General features: G+C 75.9%; 14 protein-coding genes. 8 read left to right on the top strand and 6 right to left on the bottom strand.

Going from position 1 to position 17,348, the window contains the following annotated elements; genetic code table 11:
• Window positions 1–27: 27 nt before the first annotated feature.
• Complete coding sequence (locus tag HLA93_RS02895) at window positions 28–1,626, bottom strand: FAD/NAD(P)-binding protein (RefSeq protein ID WP_222192746.1); 1,599 nt, start codon at window positions 1,624–1,626, stop codon at window positions 28–30.
• On the bottom strand, window positions 1,623–2,333 hold the full coding sequence (locus tag HLA93_RS02890) for an acetyltransferase (RefSeq protein ID WP_222192745.1): 711 nt from the start codon (window positions 2,331–2,333) through the stop codon (window positions 1,623–1,625). The genes HLA93_RS02895 and HLA93_RS02890 overlap by 4 nt, the downstream gene beginning before the upstream one ends.
• Window positions 2,334–2,634: 301 nt before the next feature.
• On the opposite strand from HLA93_RS02890, the gene HLA93_RS02885 reads away from it, so the two are divergent.
• Window positions 2,635–3,399 (top strand): MBL fold metallo-hydrolase, encoded by a 765-nt coding sequence (locus HLA93_RS02885; RefSeq protein WP_222192744.1) that lies wholly within the window; start codon window positions 2,635–2,637, stop codon window positions 3,397–3,399.
• Between the two features lie 6 nt (window positions 3,400–3,405).
• Here the strand turns inward: HLA93_RS02885 and HLA93_RS02880 are convergent, their stop codons facing one another.
• A complete protein-coding gene (locus tag HLA93_RS02880; protein ID WP_308127909.1) occupies window positions 3,406–3,825 on the bottom strand; it encodes a PaaI family thioesterase in 420 nt (139 codons plus the stop codon).
• Between the two features lie 252 nt (window positions 3,826–4,077).
• On the opposite strand from HLA93_RS02880, the gene HLA93_RS02875 reads away from it, so the two are divergent.
• A complete protein-coding gene (locus HLA93_RS02875; RefSeq protein ID WP_222192742.1) occupies window positions 4,078–6,810 on the top strand; it encodes a penicillin-binding protein in 2,733 nt (910 codons plus the stop codon).
• A 244-nt stretch (window positions 6,811–7,054) separates the two neighbouring features.
• Here HLA93_RS02875 and HLA93_RS02870 read toward each other — a convergent pair whose 3' ends face one another.
• The 3 genes from HLA93_RS02870 to HLA93_RS02860 all read right to left on the bottom strand — a co-directional run bounded on the left by HLA93_RS02870 (window position 7,055) and on the right by HLA93_RS02860 (window position 10,746).
• Window positions 7,055–7,966 (bottom strand): universal stress protein, encoded by a 912-nt coding sequence (locus tag HLA93_RS02870; protein ID WP_222192741.1) that lies wholly within the window; start codon window positions 7,964–7,966, stop codon window positions 7,055–7,057.
• Complete coding sequence (locus HLA93_RS02865) at window positions 7,963–9,369, bottom strand: amino acid permease (RefSeq protein ID WP_222192740.1); 1,407 nt, start codon at window positions 9,367–9,369, stop codon at window positions 7,963–7,965. Before HLA93_RS02865 ends, HLA93_RS02870 begins: the two co-directional genes overlap by 4 nt.
• 90 nt (window positions 9,370–9,459) lie before the next feature.
• Window positions 9,460–10,746, bottom strand: coding sequence for an alpha-hydroxy-acid oxidizing protein (locus HLA93_RS02860; RefSeq protein WP_222192739.1), 1,287 nt, complete (start codon window positions 10,744–10,746; stop codon window positions 9,460–9,462).
• A 144-nt stretch (window positions 10,747–10,890) separates the two neighbouring features.
• Here HLA93_RS02860 and HLA93_RS02855 point away from each other — a divergent pair, with 144 nt between their 5' ends.
• From HLA93_RS02855 to HLA93_RS02830, 6 genes are all read left to right on the top strand, one after another.
• Window positions 10,891–12,027, top strand: a complete 1,137-nt coding sequence (locus HLA93_RS02855; RefSeq protein WP_222192738.1) for an alpha/beta hydrolase-fold protein — start codon at window positions 10,891–10,893, stop codon at window positions 12,025–12,027.
• A gap of 163 nt (window positions 12,028–12,190) precedes the next feature.
• Window positions 12,191–12,406 carry an SEL1-like repeat protein gene (locus HLA93_RS02850; RefSeq protein WP_222192737.1) on the top strand — a complete coding sequence of 72 codons (216 nt, stop codon included), beginning with the start codon at window positions 12,191–12,193 and terminating at the stop codon, window positions 12,404–12,406.
• Window positions 12,407–12,442: 36 nt separating this feature from the next.
• Window positions 12,443–13,720, top strand: a complete 1,278-nt coding sequence (locus HLA93_RS02845) for an Nramp family divalent metal transporter (protein ID WP_222192736.1) — start codon at window positions 12,443–12,445, stop codon at window positions 13,718–13,720.
• A 153-nt stretch (window positions 13,721–13,873) separates the two neighbouring features.
• A complete protein-coding gene (locus HLA93_RS02840; RefSeq protein WP_222192735.1) occupies window positions 13,874–14,935 on the top strand; it encodes a hypothetical protein in 1,062 nt (353 codons plus the stop codon).
• Between the two features lie 63 nt (window positions 14,936–14,998).
• Window positions 14,999–15,514, top strand: coding sequence for a MarR family winged helix-turn-helix transcriptional regulator (locus HLA93_RS02835; protein WP_222192734.1), 516 nt, complete (start codon window positions 14,999–15,001; stop codon window positions 15,512–15,514).
• Between the two features lie 323 nt (window positions 15,515–15,837).
• A complete protein-coding gene (locus HLA93_RS02830) occupies window positions 15,838–17,337 on the top strand; it encodes an HAD-IIIA family hydrolase (protein WP_222192733.1) in 1,500 nt (499 codons plus the stop codon).
• Window positions 17,338–17,348: the final 11 nt, after the last annotated feature.

The following is a 17,348-nucleotide window of genomic DNA, read 5'->3' as shown; positions in this document are numbered from 1 at the left end:
GGAACCGGGGGCCGCTCGGGCGCCGGCTCAGTCGCCCAGCACCACCCGGGCCAGCTCCCGGCCGAAGGCCGTGCCGTAGGTGCTGATCCGGCCGCAGTGCTCCATGTGCCACAGCGGTGCGCCGTGCACCAGGTTGCCGGCCAGCAGCGGGCCCATCACGTACAGCCCGGGGGCGGCGGCCAGTGAGGCGTCGACCGCGATGCCGCCGCCCAGCGGCGTCGCCCGGCAGACCCCGTCGGTGACCAGCTGGGCCAGCAGCGGGGCGCCGGACCAGCGCAGCTCCCGGGCCGGTCCGCCGCAGTTCACCACCGCCGCGGCCGGGAGGTCGAGCTCCCGCTCGCCGGCGCCGTCCCGCACCCGCACGTGGACGGCGCCGTCGCCGGCCGCGCGCAGGCCGAGGTAGGTGCCGGCGACCAGGCGGAACCGGCCGGACGCGGTCAGCTCCTCGACGACCTCGTGGTACTCCCAGCCGGCCCGCCGCTGGTGGCGGCCCAGCTCGGTGCCCCAGCGGCCGGCGAACTCGACGGCCTCGGCGGGGAGGAGCAGGGGGAGCAGGCGGCCGACGGCGGCGGAGACGGGACGCAGGGTGTCGGCCGCGGACAGGCCGGCCCGGCGACCGCGGGCGATGTCCTCGAGCGCGGCGTGGTGCACGGCGGCGGCCGTGACCGGTGCTGCGTCGGCCAGCTCGCGCAGTCGCACCGGGTCGAAGGGCACGACGGGTGGGGGCTCCTGGTCGACCCGGGCCGGCAGCTCGCCCCGCGGGGCGAGCACGGTGACCACCGCCTCGGCGAGCTCGGGCGCGGCGCAGTCGTGCAGCTGGTAGAGCATGTCCATCGTCCCGGCGTTGCCGCCGATGAGCACCACGTGCGGCCGGTGCCGTCCGGCGGCCCGCCGGATCGCGCCGCACACCCGCCGTACGGCCGCCGCCATGTCGGCGAACGGGTCGTCGACCAGCCCGTCCGGCGCCGGGTCCGGGGTGCCGGGCACGTGCAGGCGGGGGAGCACCGGCGGGGAACCGGTCGCCAGCACGACGTGCCGGGCCCGGAGCGTCGCCTCGCCGCACCGCACCAGGTGCTGGCCGTCGTCCGGTTCGACGGCGAGGACCTCGTCCCGCACCACCTCGACGGTGGCCGCCCCGGCGGCCGCCGCGGCGGCGATCGCCGCCCGGGTCTGCTGCTGCAGGTAGGCGCCGAACACGTAGCGCGGCAGGTAGAGGGCCTCGTAGTCGTCGCGCTCGACGGCGGCGCGGTGCCGAGCCCACCACCGCCGGGACGCCGGGCCGCTGGCGGCGCGGTACTCGTCGAACACCCAGTGCCGGTTCTGGCTGAGCCAGGCGGTGAAGGCGGCGCGCTCCCCGTCGGGGAGGAAGTCCCGCAGCGGGGTGATGAGCAGCGACGTGCGGGCGGCCCGCCCGCCGTAGGCGACGCCGCCGAACGGGTCGGCGGCGCGTTCGACGACGCCGATGCGCACCGGGGTCGCGGGGGGCCGTTCGCCGAGCGTGGCGAGCAGTGACCGCAGGACGTAGGAGGTGGAGGCGCCGGCGCCGACGAACACCAGGTCGTGCTCGGCGGGCCGGGGGTGCGCACCGGCCGGCTGCGGCCGGCGGGCCAGAGCCGGGCTCGTCACCGGGCGACCCTCCCCAGCGGCGCGGCCGGACCCCGGGAGAGGACCCCGGGTCGCGGCGGGGGCTCACCGTGCCGGTCGGGCACGATGCGCGCCGGGTTGCCGACGGCGGTCACGTGGTCGGGCAGGTCCTGCAGCACGACGGCTCCCGCGCCGATCCGGCACCACCGGCCGATCGACACCTTCGGGACGACGACGGCGCCGGCCCCGACGTGGGTGCCCTCGCCCACTCGGACGTGACCGCAGAGCGCGACCCGGGGGCTCACGTGCGCGTGGTCGCCGACCACGCAGTCGTGGTCCACGCTGGCCGCGGTGTTGATCAGCACGTGCCGCCCGACCTGCGCGTTGGCCTGCACGATCGCGCCGTGCAGCACCACCGAGCCCGCACCGATGGTGGCCGTGGGGGCGATGATCGCCGAGGGGTGGACGGCCTGTCCCCACCGCGCGTCGAGCGCGGCCGACAGCTCGGCGCGTTCCCCGTTGCGGCCGACGGCGAGCACCACGGGCAGGTCGAGCGGCGGGAACGCGTCCGGCCCCACCCGCCGGATGCCCGGCCGCACGTCGCGGCTGGCCGGGTGCTGGTTGTCGGGTGAGTCGTTGTACGTCCACCGGACGGCGATGCCCTGGGCGCGCAGGACGTCGATCACCACCTGGCTGTGCCCGCCGGCACCGTAGACGTCGTACACGGGTGGCTCGCCGTAGGTCGCCACGGCACTCCTCCTCGGGCGGTGCCCTGCCTCGCCGGCGCCGGGTCGGCCGGGCTCGCGGTGTTGCGGAGGTTAGTGGTGACGCAGCGTCGCCAGAACCGTCACCGGCACCCTCCTGTGACCACGAGCACGCCAGCGACGTGTCGTTCCTCAACGTGCCGACCCGGGCACGGGACGGCGCCACCGGGGCGGGACCGAGCGGTGGGCACCCGGTCGCCAGCTCCTGGTGACCGCTGCCGTCGCCGGTGGCGCGAGGGCGGGGCCCCGGGCGCCGCGCCGGTGCCGTCTCGGGCAGCATCGGGGCATGCAGCGCAGCGACGTCCAGCAGGTCGCCGACGACGTGTTCCGCGTCGACGGCGGCATCGTCAACTGGTACCTGCTCCGGGACGGGCGGGACCTCACGCTGGTCGACGCCGGCTACCCGGGCAACGCGGCCGACGTCGAGGCCTCCATCCGGCTGCTGGGCCACCAGCCCGGTGACGTGCGGGCGCTGCTGATCACCCATGCGCACGCCGACCACATCGGCGCGGCGGTCCCGCTGCACGCCGGGCACGGCACCCCCGCCTACTGCAGCCCGGCCGAGGTGGCGCACGCCCGCCGTGAGCACCTGCAGCAGGTCACGCCCGTGCAGGTGCTGGCCAACGCCTGGCGGCCGGGCGTGCTGCCGTGGGCGCTGCACGCCGTCCGGCTCGGCGGCACCCGGCCGGTCGCCGTCCCGCATGCTCTTCCCTTTCCGGCCGCCGGCCCACAGCCCTTCCCGTCGGCCGGCGCGCTGGACCTGCCCGGCCAGCCCCTCCCGGTGCCCACGCCGGGGCACACCGACGGGCACAGCGCCTTCCTCGTCCCCGGCGCCGGGGCGGTGCTGACCGGCGACGGTCTGGTCACCGGGCACCCCACCTCCCGGCGCACCGGGCCGCAGCTGCTGCCCGGCTTCTTCTCCCACGACCGGACGGCGACCGCGGCGGCGCTGCAGCCGCTGGCGGAGCTGGACGCCGACCTGGTGCTGCCCGGCCACGGCGAGCCCTGGCGGGGGCCGGTCGCCGACGCGGTGGCGACCGCTCGGGGCTGACCGGCCTCAGCGGGGGCGCAGCACCGACTTGGTGACCTGACCGGTGCCGACCAGGACCCCGTCGACCGTCGCCTCCGACCGCAGGAACGCCACGGAGCGGCCCAGCCGCAGCAGCGTGCTGGTGAGCAGCAGGTCGGCGCCGGGCTGCACCGCCCGCAGCAGCGAGCTGGTGGCGTCGTGGGTGACCGCGTTCTCGCCCCGCTCCAGGTGGGGGAGCAGGTGCACGTAGGCGGCGACGTCGAGCAGGGCGGCCACGATCCCTCCGTGCAGCACCCCGCCGTTGTTCAGCGCCGGCTCCCGCACGGGCAGCACGAGGCCGGCGGCCGGGTCGCCCGGGTCGGCCAGTCGCAGGCCCAGCCAGGCGTGCAGCGGCACGTCCAGCACTCCGCGGACGCGCTCGGCCAGCAGGTCGTCGGAGGCGGTCACGCCGGCGACGGTACGGCCCGCCGGCCGGCGGTCGGCGGCGCGTCCGGCGTCCGGACCGCACATGACGATCGTGTGGAGAACCCCGGCCCGGTGGGTGGGTCGCGGATCGCGTGGCACCAAGGGAGCAGGAGACGTCCCCGGTCGGGGACGTCGGTGAGCTGTCCCGGGAGTGGTGTGGATGTCGACGTGGTCCTCCGGCGGTGTGCCGGCGACGAGGGAGCAGGCGCGTCGCCGTGACCACCGGGGCATGCGATGAGCGCCCCCGACGGCCCGCGCCGGCAGCCCTGGCTGCTGCCCGCTGCCGAGCCGGCGGCACCCCGGCGCCGGCGTCCCGCCGGGCTGGTGGCCCGGCTGGCACTGGCGGTCGTGGTGGCCGGCGCGCTGGTCGCCGGGGTGGCCGCGCCGTGGATCGGCGGCGCCGGCGTCGTCGCCGAACGCGGCGCGGCCCTCGCCCACCCGCTGGAGACCGCCGCCGTCGACACCCGGCTGCCCGGCAACACCCGGGTCCTGGCCGCGGACGGCTCGCTGATCACCGAGTTCTACCGCCGCAACCGCGAGCCACTGGCCCCCGACCAGATCGCGCCGGTGATGACCGATGCGCTGATCGCCATCGAGGACGCCCGGTTCCGCGACCACGCCGGCGTCGACTCCCGCGGCCTGCTCCGGGCGCTGGTGCGCAACCTGGCGGCCGGTGAGGTCACCGAGGGCGGGTCGACCATCACCCAGCAGCTGGTCAAGCAGCTGCGGCTGCAGACCGCCGGGACCGCCAGCGGGCGCGACGCCGCCACCGCCGACACGGTGGGCCGCAAGCTCCGCGAGGCGCAGATCGCCCTGGCGGTCGAGGAGCGCTACAGCAAGGACGAGATCCTCACCCGCTACCTCAACACCGTCTACTTCGGGAACGGCGCCTACGGCGTCGCGGCCGCCGCCCGCCGCTACTTCGACACCACGGCCGACCAGCTGACCGCCTCCCAGGCGGCAGTGCTGGCCGGCGTCGTCCGCAGCCCCACGTACTACGACCCGGTCACCGAGCCCGAGCACGCCCTCGCCCGCCGGGACCTGGTGCTCACCCGGATGGCCGAGGTGGGTCTGCTCGACCCGGCGGCCGCCGAGGCCGCCCGCGACGAACCGCTGGGCGTCGTCGACGGCGGCAGCCCGCCCAACGGGTGCACCGAGGCCACCATCGGCGGCTTCTACTGCGGGCACCTGCTGCGGGTGCTGGCCGAGCAGTACGGGCTCACCCGCGAGGACCTGCAGGACGGCGGGCTGACCGTGCAGACCACCCTCGACCCGGCGGTGCAGCGGGCCGGCGACGCCGCCGTGGTGCAGACCCTCGCCCTGGACGACCCCCGCGCAGCCGTGTACGTGAACGTGCAGCCGGGGACCGGCCGGGTGCTGGCCATGTCGGTGAACCGCACGTACGGCCTGAGCGAGACCGACCCGGCCCAGACGACCGTCGACCTGCCCGCGGTGGCCGGCCAGGGCGCCGGCTCGACCTACAAGGTGTTCACCGCGGCCGCCGCGCTGGAGCGGGGCTTCGGCCTGGACCTGGAGCTGCGCACCGCCGACCCGTACGTCTCGACCGTGTACCGCGACGGCGACGGCCCCTACGACGTGCAGAACGCCGGCCGGTACCCGCGCCGGCTGGACATGGAGGAGGCGCTCTACCGCTCTTCCAACACGTACTTCCTGGCGCTGGAGGACGCGCTGGGCAGCGTCGAGGGCCCGGTCCGGGCAGCCCAGCGGATGGGGCTGACCAGCCTCGACCCGATCGCCGACCAGGTGATCGCGGAGAACCGCGGGTCGTTCACCTTCGGAGCCGAGCCGACCAGCCCGCTGGCGCTGGCCAGCGCCTACGCGACGCTCGCGGCGCAGGGCACGCAGTGCCGGCCGCGGCTGGTCGAGACCGTGCTGGACCGGTCCGGGCAGCCGTTGACCGGTCCCGACGGGCGGCCGCTCGTCGGCGGCCCGCAGTGCACCCCGGAGGCGATCGCTCCGGGCATCGCCACCACGCTGACCCAGGCCCTGCGCAAGGACGTCGAGCCCGGGCACCGCGGCCAGACCGGCCGTCGCGCGTACGTGCCCGGCCACCAGATCGCCGGCAAGACCGGCACCACGCAGGACAACTACTCGGTCACCTTCGTCGGCTACACGCCGGAGTTCGCGGCGAGCGTGATGGTCTACAACCCGGTGCGCAACCAGGACGTCGGCGGCTTCGGCGGCGGCAAGGCCGCCACCGTCTGGCACGACGCGATGGCGCCGGTGCTCAGCGGCCGGCCCGCGGCGGCCTTCCCGCCCGCCGACGCGCGCTACCTGGAGGGCACCGGCAGCACCGTGCCCCGCGGCTGTGTCGGTGCCCGGCTGGACCGGTGCCGCACCCTGCTGGCCGGCGCCGGCCTGCAGGTCGAGCGGACGGCGGTGGACGGCGACGTGCCGGCCGGCCGGGTGGTCGGCCTGTCCCCGTCGGGCGGGACGACGGTCCCTGAGGGGCACCCGGTGACGGTGCTGGTCAGCAACGGGTCGCGCTGGACCCCGCCCCCGCCACCCCCGACCCGGACGCCGGAGCCGACCCCGGAGCCGCGGCCGACCCCCGAACCTGCCCCGGAGCCTGCCCCGGAGCCGCAGCCGGAGCCGGCCCCCGAGCCGTCCCCGAACCCGTCGCCGGACCCGCAGCCGTCCCCGGATCCGCAGCCGAGTCCCGAGCCGGTGCCGAGTCCGGAACCGGCGCCGAGTCCCGAACCGGTGCCGAGTCCCGGGCCGTCCCCGGAGCCCAGCCCGGAGCCCACCCCGGATCCCACCCCGGATCCCACCCCGGATCCCACCCCGGATCCCACCCCGGATCCGCAGCCGACTCCCGAGCCGTCCCCGGAACCTCTGCCGGAGCCCAGCCCGGAGCCGACCCCCGGACCGCCCCCGGCCCCGGAGCCCTCGCCCAGCCCGGACCCGTCTCCTGACCCGGCGCCTGCGCCCACCTCGGGGCCGTAGCGAGAGACGGTGCGCCCGCGGCCGTGACCCCGCCGCGAGCGCCGCAGCGGCCGTGACCTCCCAGCGGCCGTGGCTCCCGGAGCGGCCGTGGCTCCCGGAGCGGCGGGAGTGCAGGGGGAGGATGGCGGGCGGGGGGCCGGTCCTGACGGTCTGGCCGCGTTGGTCGGTCTCTCCAGCAGTGGAGAGCCACTCGTACCGGCTTCCCCCGCCCGGCCTTCACTGTGACTCAGGCCACAGCGCGGCGTCAAGAGGGCGTCGGCGAGCCCCCGGCGCCACGCGGGACGACCAGTACCGGCACGGTCGTGGCCCGCAGGATCTTCGTCGCCGTCGAGCCGACGAACACTCGGGTGAACGGCCCGACCCGGGAGGAGCCGACCACCAGCACGTCGCCCGGTTCCCATGGGACGGCGGCGATGGCCCCCGCCCAGCCGGCGCCGCGGGCCAGCAGCGTCTCCCGTGCCCGGCCCGGACCGGGCCAGCCGGCCACGACCTCGTCCAGCGAGCCCTGCACCTGTGCGGCCCACTCCTCGCTGACCACCTGCTCGATCCGCAGGCCGGTCTCCGAGGGCAGCATCGCCGCCCGCTCAGGCACGAAGGTGACCAGCCGGATCGGCACCCCCCACCGGTCGGCGAAGCCGCGGGCCGCGGCCAGCGCCTCCCGGGAACGTGCAGTCCCCGCCCAGGCGCAGGTCAGCCGCCGGGGTGCGGCCGGGGCCGACCACTCCCGGGGTGCCAGGGCCAGCGGCACCGGCGAGCTGTGCAGCAGCCGCTCGGCCACCGACCCGGCGGCGAACCGCCCGGCCGGGGCCTCGGCGGCGGCGCCGAGCACGAGCACCCGGGCGCGGTACCGGCCGGCGGCCTCCACCAGCCCGGAGGGCACCGACGACGCCGGGACGACGGCGGTGCGCACGTCGTCCACCCCGGCTGCGCGCAGTCCGGTGAGCGCCTCGGCCTGCCGGGTCGCGGTCAGCGCGGCCCGCCACTGCCGGTACTCCCGGTCGACCCGGGAGGCGATGGACCCGCCGGCGTCCGGGGGCACCACCGTGGCCACCACCACCGGTGACCGCTCGGCGCGGGCCAGGCCGGCGGCCAGCCGGAGGGCGGCGTCGTCCCCACCGCCGTGCTCGGCGGCCTCCCAGCCCAGCAGGACGGTCATCGGCCCGTCGTCCGCAGTTTGGAGTGGGTGCGGGCGTAGGTGACGTAGACGACGGCGGCGACCGCCAGCCAGCCGGCGAACAGCAGGTACGTCGTCCCGCTGAGCCCGGCGATCAGGTACAGGCAGAAGGCCACCGACAGCACCGGGACGACGGGGTAGCCCGGCACCCGGAAGCCGCGCTGCAGGTCGGGCTGGGTGCGGCGGAGCACCATCACCCCGATCGAGACCACGGTGAACGCCACCAGCGTGCCCATGCTGGTGAGGTCGATGAGGAAGTCCAGCGGCACGAACCCGGCGAGTGCGCCCACGAACAGCGCCACCGCGACGGTGCCGCGGACCGGGGTGAGGGTGCGCGCGTCGACCCGGCTGAACAGCGAGGGGATCATCCCGTCCCGGCTCATCGCGAACAGGATCCGCGTCTGGCCGTACATCGTCACCAGGGTGACGGAGAAGATCGAGACGACCGCGCCGGCGGCGAGCACGACGCCGGGCCAGGTCGAGCCGGTGACCCGTTCCAGGATCACCGCCAGCCCGGCCTCCTGGCCCTCGAACTCCGCCGCCGGTTGGGCGCCGACCGCGGAGACGGCCACCAGCAGGTAGACGACGGTGACGACGACCAGTGCGCCGACGATGGCCAGCGGCAGGGTGCGGCGCGGGTCGCGCACCTCCTCCCCGGCGGTCGACACGGCGTCCAGCCCGATGAAGGAGAAGAAGATCGTCGAGGCCGCGACGCTGATGCCGGCGACGCCCATCGAGGCGAAGGGGGTCAGGTTGCCGCTGCGGAAGCCGGTGAAGGCGATCACCACGAACAGCAGCAGGACGGCGACCTTGACCACCACCATCACCGCGTTGGCCCGGGCCGACTCGCTGGCCCCGCGGATCAGCAGCAGCGCGCAGAGGGTGACCAGCACGATCGCCGGCAGGTTGACCACGCCCCCGGCACCGGGTGCACCCGACAGCGCGTCGGGGATGCGCACGCCCAGGGTGTCGTCGAGCAGCTGGTTCAGGTACTCGCTCCAGCCGACCGACACCGCCGCGGAGCTGACCGCGTACTCCAGCACCAGACACCAGCCCACGGCGTAGGCGACGACCTCGCCGAGGGTGGCGTACGCGTAGGAGTAGGAGGACCCGGCGACCGGGATGCTGGAGGCCAGCTCGGCGTAGCAGAGCGCGGTGAACCCGGCGGTGACCGCGGCGATGACGAAGCTGACGATGACCGCCGGGCCGGCCTCGGGCACCGCGGTGCTGAGCACGAAGAAGATGCCGGTGCCGATGGTCGCGCCGATGCCGAAGCCCATCAGCTGCAGCGGACCGATCCGGCGCGCGAGCCCGCTGTCCTCGCGGGCGAACTCCGCGACCGGCTTCCGCCGCAGCAACTGGGACCTGGCCGATGGCGCGCTCACCCGGGGAACTGTCCCGCGATCACCGCGACCTGACCACCCGGCCCGGCCCCCGTGCGGCCGAGATCACGGTGCAGGGCCCGTTCGTGCAGGTCAGGGGCGGCGGCGGAGGACCTCGCGGGAGAGCTGGTGGACCGCGGTGTGCCCGGTCAGCCCGAGGGTCAGGTCGAACTCGCCGAGCACGTCCTCCACCACCTGCCGGACGCCGTCCTCGCCGGCCACCCCGAGCCCCCAGGCGTAGGGGCGGCCCAGCAGCACCGCGCGAGCGCCGAGGGCGACGGCGACCAGCACGTCGGCGCCGCTGCGCACCCCGCTGTCGAAGAGCACCGGCACCCGGTCGGCGACGGCCTCCACCACGTCGGGCAGTGCGTCGAGGGCGGCGATCGAGCGGTCGACCTGCCGCCCGCCGTGGGTGCTGACCACCAGCCCGTCGACGCCCTCGTCCACCGCGCGCCGGGCGTCGTCGGGGTGCAGCACGCCCTTGAGCACGATCGGCAACCGGGTGCGCTCACGCAGCCAGGCCAGGTCGTCCCAGGTGATCGAGGGCCGGGAGTAGATGGACAGGAACGTCTCGACGGCAGCGCGGGGGAGCGGGGAGCGCAGGTTCTCCACCAGCGGGCCGGGCCAGGCGCGCGCCATCCCCACCAGTGCCAGCACCGCGGCGAGGTTCGGCCGGGGCTGGGGGTCGCGCGGCGCGCCGGCCGCCGCGGCCCGCTGCTCGACCAGCCGGCGGAACACCGGGTCGGAGGTGTACTGCGCGATGCCCTTGCCCAGGGCGAACGGCAGGTGGCCCAGGTCCAGGTCACGGGGCCGCCAGCCGAGCATCGTGGTGTCCAGGGTGACGACCACGGCGTCGCAGCCGGTGGCCTCGGCCCGGCCGAGCAAGCTCTCCACCAGCTCGTCGGAGGTCGACCAGTACAGCTGCATCCACCGCGGGGCCTCGCCCATCGCGGCCGCGGTGGTCTCCATCGGCACCGAGGCCTGGTTGGAGAAGATCATCGGCACCCCGACGGCCGCCGCGGCGCGGGCGACGGCGAGGTCGGCCTCGGGGTGCACCAGCTCCAGCGCGCCGACCGGCCCGAGCAGCACGGGCGCGGGCAGCCGGCGTCCGAACAGCTCGACCGATGTGTCCCGGGCGCTGACGTCGCGCAGCACCCGGGGCACCACCGACCAGTGGTCGAACGCCGTCCGGTCGGCGCGCTGGGTCGCCTCGTCGCCGGCGCCGCCGGCGACGTAGCCGTAGGCGCGGGCGTCGAGCCGGCGCTTCGCCTCCCGGGCCAGCGCGCGGTAGACGGTGGGCACCCGGGGGTGCCGGCCGTAGACGCCCGCGCGGTAGACCGCGTCCTGTCGCCGCCGTCCGGTCCCTGCCGCTGAGGTCATCCGGTCACCGTAGTGACCGCCGTCTCTCTCCTGCACCGGCAGTGGGCGTGCACGTGACGGTCGCCACCGTTGTCCCAGCAGGTCCTCAGCGCACCCGCTGGAAGCCCTCAGCCGGAGCACAGCCGACGCCGTCAGGTTTGTGCCATGACGAACCGACGAACCCGGCGCATCGTGCTCGCCGGGACACTCGCCGCCCTGGTGGTGGGCACCGCGGCGTGCAGCACCGCGATGGACACTGCGTCGTCCTCGAACGCGGAGAGCACCGCCGGCGCGGCGGCCGACACCAGTGCGGACAGCCCCACGCTGGAGGAGCTGGTGGCGGAGGTGCAGGACCAGTTCCAGCAGTTCACCTACACCGACCCCACGACCGGCACGACGATGTCCTACAACCTGTACCTGCCGGCGGACTACGACGCCTCGCAGAGCTACCCGCTGGTCACCTACATCGCCGACTCCAGCCAGGTCGGCGACGACCCGACGATCCCGCTGTCGCAGTACGGGGCGCTGATCTGGGCCAGTGCGGAGCAGCAGGCCGAGCAGGAGAGCATCGTGCTGGTGCCGGCCTACCCGGAGGTGATCTTGGACGACCACGGCAGCTACACCACCACCGAGTACGTGGAGATGACCGCCGGGCTGATCGAGTCGGTGACCGGTGAGTACAGCGTGGACCCCGACCGGGTGTACGGCACCGGCCAGTCGATGGGCGCCATGACGACCATGCTGCTGGCCGCCGAGCACCCGGACCTGTTCGCCGCCGAGCTGATCGTCTCCGGGCAGTGGGACGTGAGCACGCTGGCGGACCTGGCGGGGGAGAACTTCATCTACACCGCTGCCGCCGGGGACGCCAACGCCTCCGGTGGCCAGACCGAGGTGCAGGCGATGCTGGACGCGGCCGGCGTCGACTACAGCGCCGCCACCGAGTGGGACGCGACCTGGTCGGCCGAGGAGCTGGAGGCGGCGGCCGCCGAACTGCTCGCCGAGGGCAGCAGCATCAACTTCGCCACCTTCGCCGAGGGCACCGTCCTGGAGGCATCCGGGTCGTCGTCCACGGACAGCAGCGACGCGGCGGACGGCGGCACGGGCACCGCGCCGTCCGGCGCGAGTGGCATGCCGGAGCCCCCGTCGGGCGAGGACGGCACGGGCACCCCGCCGTCGGGCATGAGCGGGCCGCCCGCCGGGGCGGCTGGTGGGGGCGGGTCCTCCTCCGAGCACATGGCGTCCTTCCAGCCGGCCTACCAGATCGCCGCGCTGCGCGACTGGCTGTTCGAGCAGACCGCCTGATCCAGCTCACCACCCGTGCCCGGCCGCCCCCGCAGGGCGGCCGGGCACTGCTGTCCCGGCGCCGAGCGGGTCCTCGGGATCATCCGCTCGAGGGCCTGGGCGGCAGCGCCGACCACGCCGCGGCGCTGCGGCCCAGCGGGAGGACCACGTCGGCGCCGCGGCGATGACCGGTCCCGGCCGGCTGTACGAGCGGGGGCTGGGGGTCACCCAGGACCTGTCGGTCGCCCAGGACCGGTACCGCGAGGCGATCGCGGCCGGCGACACCACCGCCCAGGTCGACCTCGACCGGGTGCTCGCCGCGCAGCAGCCGCCCGGTCGACGCCGGCCGAGCCGGTCGGGCGTCGTCCGGCTCGATGGGACGACCTGCCGCTCGCCGTAGGCTGCTCGGACCGCCACACCGACGGGAGCAGACACCGTGAGGGATCCGCAGACCGAGCGTGCCGACATCGCTCCGGACGGCGCCCAGCAGCCGGCGCGCAAGTGGCGGCTGGTCGGCCCTGGCATCGTGGTGGCCGCGACCGGCGTGGGGGCCGGCGACCTGGTGGCCACGCTGATCGCCGGCTCCGAGTACGGCTACGCGCTGCTGTGGGCCGTCGTCCTCGGTGTCGTGGTCAAGATCGCGCTGGCCGAGGCGGTCGGCCGCTGGCACCTGGCCACCGGCTCGACGATCTTCGCCGGCTGGCGCTCGCTGGGGGTGTGGACGTCGGTCTACTTCGCCGTCTACGTCGCCATCTGGGGCTTCGTCTACGGCGCCACCGCGATGACGTCGGCGGCACTTCCGCTGGCCGCGCTCTTCCCGGCGCTGCCCATCTGGGCCTGGGGGATCATCTGCGGCCTGGTCGGGCTGGCCTTCGTGTGGTTCGGCAACTACGCGGTGTTCGAGAAGGCGATGACGGCGCTGATCGGCGTCATGTTCGTCATCGTCGTGGGCCTGGCCGTCCTGGTGACCCCGAACCTCGGCGAGGTGGTCAGCGGGCTGGTGCCGCGGCTGCCCGAGGGGTCGGCGGTCTACACCCTCGGCCTGGTCGGCGGCGTCGGCGGCACGATCACCATGGCCGCCTACGGCTACTGGGTGAACGCCAAGGGCTGGCGGGACGCCTCGTGGATGCGGGTGATGCGGCTGGACAACCGGGTCGCCTACCTCACCACCGGCGTCTTCGTCGTCGCCATGCTGATCGTCGGGGCCGAGCTGCTGTACGCCAGCAGCATCGCCCTGGAGAGCGGCGACCGCGGGCTGCTGGACCTGGACGAGGTGCTCCGCGACCGGTTCGGTCCGGTCGTCGCCACGCTGTTCCTGGTCGGCTTCTTCGCCACCTCCTTCTCCTCGCTGCTCGGCGTCTGGCAGGGGGTGAGCCTGCTGTTCGCCGACTTCGTGCGGAACCGCCGGAAGGCCGAGGGGCAGCTGACCGGTGCGGTCGAGCGCAGCTGGCCCTACCGCGGCTACCTGCTGTGGCTGACCTTCCCGCCGATGGCGCTGCTCTTCCTCGGCCGCCCGTTCGCCCTGGTCGTCGCCTACGGCGCCTTCGGCGCGTTCTTCATGCCCTTCCTGGCCGGCACGCTGCTCTACCTGCTCAACGGACGGCGCACGCCGCGGGAGTGGCGCAGCGGGTGGCTGTCGAACACCCTGCTGACCGGCGCGGCCGCCCTGTTCGTCGTGCTGTGCGTCAACGAGCTGGCCGGGCTGATCGGCTGACCTGCGCGACACGCCCATTGCGACACGCCAGCGACACGGAAGTGACTGGTGGGACGGAGCGGCAAGTCCCCGGCGGGGCCGGGCATGGTGGGCGCAGTTCCTGGGCAGGGACGTCCGGACGCCGTCCACCGGGTGGGCGAGAACGGGGGAAGCGTGCTGCCGACGTCATCGTCTGCTCGCACCGGGCTGCCCCATGCCCTGACCACGACCCTGACCACGGCCCTGACCGCCGGGGTGCTGCTGGCGGCCGGGGTCGCCCTGGCCGCGCCGGCCGCCGCGCTGGAGGACCCCCGCCGGCCCACTGCGACGGTGACGCACGGGCCCAGCTGCGGCCCCGGCGTCGTCCGCGCGCTGGTCACCAACGGCAGCGAGCCGCACCGGGTCGCCCTGGTCTTCGATGGCTCCACCGAGCAGGACGCCGCCGTGGTCGGCCCGGGTGAGCAGGTCGAGCTGGTCAGCACCGACGTCGCCTGGGGCGTGACCGTCGCGGTCTCCGTGGCGGTCACCGACCAGGACGGCGCGGTCGAGCGGCCGCTGGAGCTCAGCACCTACACCCGGCCGAGCGCCGAGGACTGTGCCGCGGTCAGCGCCGCCCCGACCTCGACCACGACCTCCCCAGCGCCGAGCGGCCCCACCGAGCCCCCGACCAGCCAGCCGTCCACCGCCCCGTCGGCCGTGCCGGTGCCGTCGACGGCCACCTCGACCCCCGGCGGGTCGGCCCCGCCGCGCAGCACCCCGCCGCCGTCGTCCTCGAGCAGCCCGTCCAGCTCGTCCCCGGACGGCAGTGCAGCGGGCCGGTCGGGCGATGACCGGCCCAGCGGGTCGGCCGGCAGCGCCTCCGCGGCGTCGGTCTCCCCGGGCGGCGTCGTCACCGTGCGGGCCACCGGGTTCGCGCCGGGCGAGCCGGTCGCAGTGGGCATCGCCGGACTGGACGAGCCGCTGACCACGGTGGCCGCGGCCGCCGACGGCAGCGTGCAGGCCGTCGTGCAGATCCCGCGCGGCGCCGCGCTGGGCACCGCGACGGTGCAGTTCGTCGGCGGCGAGTCCGCCGCCACCGCCGGGCTGGACCTCCAGGTGGCCGCCCGGTCGGTGCCGGCGGCCGGGCAGACCGGCTCACCCGCGGTGGTCGCGGCCGGCCTGGCACTGGTCGGCGCGGCCGGCACGCTCGGACTGGTCGGGGCGAGGCGCACCCGCGGCCGGCACGGCACCCGCTGACCGGCCGCCCGGCCCACGGCATCGGCGACGAGGACTGACGAGATCGGCGACGAGGACCCAGACATGGACCAGCACGCAGACCGACTGCAGGACGCCGCACCCCCGCGCGGGGTGCCCCGGGACGTGCGCGGGCTGGCCGCCGCCGGCCCCAGCGCGCCGGAGACCTGGCTGCGGATCGTCCAGGTGCACGACCGGATCACCCGCCGCGTCGACTCCGCCCTGCACCGCCAGCACGGCCTGTCGCTCACCGGCTTCGAGGTGCTGCGCCGGGTCGCGGAGTCACCCGGGGAGCGGGCCTCGATGGGCGACCTGGCCGAGGCCGTCGGCCTGTCCCGGCCCGGGATCACCAGCACCGTCAACCGGCTGGTCGACGACGGGCTGGTCACCCGCGAGCGGCTGGACGGCGACCGGCGGCTGCTGCACGCCAAGCTCACCGACGTCGGCCGGGAGCGGGTGCGCGCGGCGACGGTCACCCACGACGACCTGGTCGCGCACCTGCTGACCCTGCTCGGCGACGACGCATCGGTGGTCACCGACGCCCTCGCCCGGGTCTCCTCCGCCGCCCGCCGCCCGCACTGACCACGGACGCCGTCCCGCACTGAGCCGGGCCCCTGCGATCCACCGGCTCCGCACCCCACGACGTCCGGCCCTGGCCGGGTGGAGCCGGACACGACGGGTCGAGCCGGTCACGTGAGGGCGGCCCGGGCGCGCCGGGGTCGACCCGCGCAATCCTCCGTCCGGCCATGTTGGCGAACATGGCCGTCGGCTGCGGTCGTGGTCGGCGGGAGCCGGGCGCGGTCGGAGCGGTCGCTGCGTCACCCGGCCGGGGGAACTCGGCGCGACCAGGAGAAACTTAAAGCCCGTAGTGTTTCGGGGGCGATCTTGTGGGCACCGTGGCGGGCATGAAGGGTGCTCTGGCCAACTGCACGGTGGTCGTGCCGACCATCGGCCGGCCGTCCCTGGACGTCCTGCTCGACGCGCTCGCCGGCGCGTCCGGCCCGCGTCCGGCGGAGATCGTGCTGGTCGACGACCGGCCCACCGGCGAACCGCTGCGGCCCGAGCGTCCGGGGCTCCCACCGGTCCGGGTGGTGCGCACCGGCGGTGGCGGCCCGGCCGTCGCCCGCAACCTCGGCTGGCGCACCGCCCGCACCGAGTGGATCGCCTTCCTCGACGACGACGTCGTCCCCGACCCCGACTGGTACGAGGCGCTGGCCGCCGACCTGGCCGCGCTGCCCGCCGACGCCGCAGGCACCCAGGGCCGGGTCCGGGTCCCGCTGCCGACCGACCGCCGCCCCACCGACTGGGAGCGCGGCACCGCCGGCCTGGCCACCAGCAGCTGGATCACCGCCGACCTCGCCTACCGCCGCAGCAGCCTGGCCGCGGTGGGCGGCTTCGACGAGCGCTTCCCCCGGGCGTTCCGCGAGGACTCCGACCTCGCGCTGCGGGTCATGGACACCGGCGCGACGCTGAGCCGCGGCCAGCGGTGGATCACCCACCCGGTCCGGCCGACCGACCGCTGGGTGTCCGCCCGGGTGCAGGCCGGCAACGCCGACGACGTGCTGATGCGCCGGCTGCACGGGCCGACCTGGCGCGAGCGCGCCGACGCCGCCGTCGGTCGGCGACCCCGCCACCTCGCCGTCACCGGTGCCGCGCTGGCCGCCGTCGGCCTCGCCGTCACCGGCCGGCCGCGAGCCGCGGCGGCAGCCGCCCTGGGCTGGGTCGCCGGCACCGCCGAGTTCGCCTGGGCCCGGATCGCCCCCGGCCCGCGCACCCGCGACGAAGTCACCACCATGGCGCTGACCAGCGCGGTCATCCCGCCGCTGGCCACCTGGCACTTCCTCCGGGGCGCCGTGCAGCACCGCACCGTCTCCCGCTGGCGCGGCCTGCCTGACCTGGTGCTGTTCGACCGGGACGGCACGCTGGTCCACGACGTCCCCTACAACGGCGACCCCGCACTGGTCCGGCTCGTCGACGGTGCCCGCGAGGCGGTCGACGCGCTGCGGGCGCGCGGTGTGCGGATCGGGCTGGTGACCAACCAGTCCGGTGTCGGCCGCGGCTTGATCACCCGCGCGCAGGCCGACGCGGTCAACGCCCGGGTCGCCGAGCTGCTCGGCGGGTTCGACACGGTGCAGGTCTGCCCGCACGCACCCGAGGACGGCTGCGACTGCCGCAAGCCGGCGCCCGGCATGGTCAAGGCGGCCTGCGCCGAGCTCGACGTCGACCCGGCCCGCTGCGTGGTCATCGGCGACATCTCCGCCGACGTGCTGGCCGCCGAGGCCGCCGGCGGGGTGGGCGTCCTGGTGCCGACCCCGGTCACCCGCCCCGCCGAGGTCACCGCCGCGGCACACCGCGCGCCCACGCTCACCGAGGCGGTCGACGACGTCCTGGCGGGCGCCTGGTGACCGCCTCCTCC

Source organism: Modestobacter italicus (genome assembly GCF_019799965.1).
GTDB classification, from domain to species: Bacteria; Actinomycetota; Actinomycetes; order Mycobacteriales; family Geodermatophilaceae; genus Modestobacter; species Modestobacter italicus_A.
Note: the sequence above shows the minus strand (reverse complement) of the source record. Positions and strands in the feature narration are given on the sequence as shown.

Excerpts from the sequence above, each read along its gene's own strand:
- HLA93_RS02855 (WP_222192738.1), top strand. The coding sequence starts at position 10,891 with ATGACGAACCGACGAACCCGGCGCATCGTGCTCGCCGGGACACTCGCC.
- HLA93_RS02850 (WP_222192737.1), top strand. The coding sequence starts at position 12,191 with ATGACCGGTCCCGGCCGGCTGTACGAGCGGGGGCTGGGGGTCACCCAG.
- HLA93_RS02860 (WP_222192739.1), bottom strand. The coding sequence starts at position 10,746 with ATGACCTCAGCGGCAGGGACCGGACGGCGGCGACAGGACGCGGTCTAC.
- HLA93_RS02830 (WP_222192733.1), top strand. The coding sequence starts at position 15,838 with ATGAAGGGTGCTCTGGCCAACTGCACGGTGGTCGTGCCGACCATCGGC.
- HLA93_RS02885 (WP_222192744.1), top strand. The coding sequence starts at position 2,635 with ATGCAGCGCAGCGACGTCCAGCAGGTCGCCGACGACGTGTTCCGCGTC.
- HLA93_RS02870 (WP_222192741.1), bottom strand. The coding sequence starts at position 7,966 with ATGACCGTCCTGCTGGGCTGGGAGGCCGCCGAGCACGGCGGTGGGGAC.
- HLA93_RS02835 (WP_222192734.1), top strand. The coding sequence starts at position 14,999 with ATGGACCAGCACGCAGACCGACTGCAGGACGCCGCACCCCCGCGCGGG.
- HLA93_RS02875 (WP_222192742.1), top strand. The coding sequence starts at position 4,078 with ATGAGCGCCCCCGACGGCCCGCGCCGGCAGCCCTGGCTGCTGCCCGCT.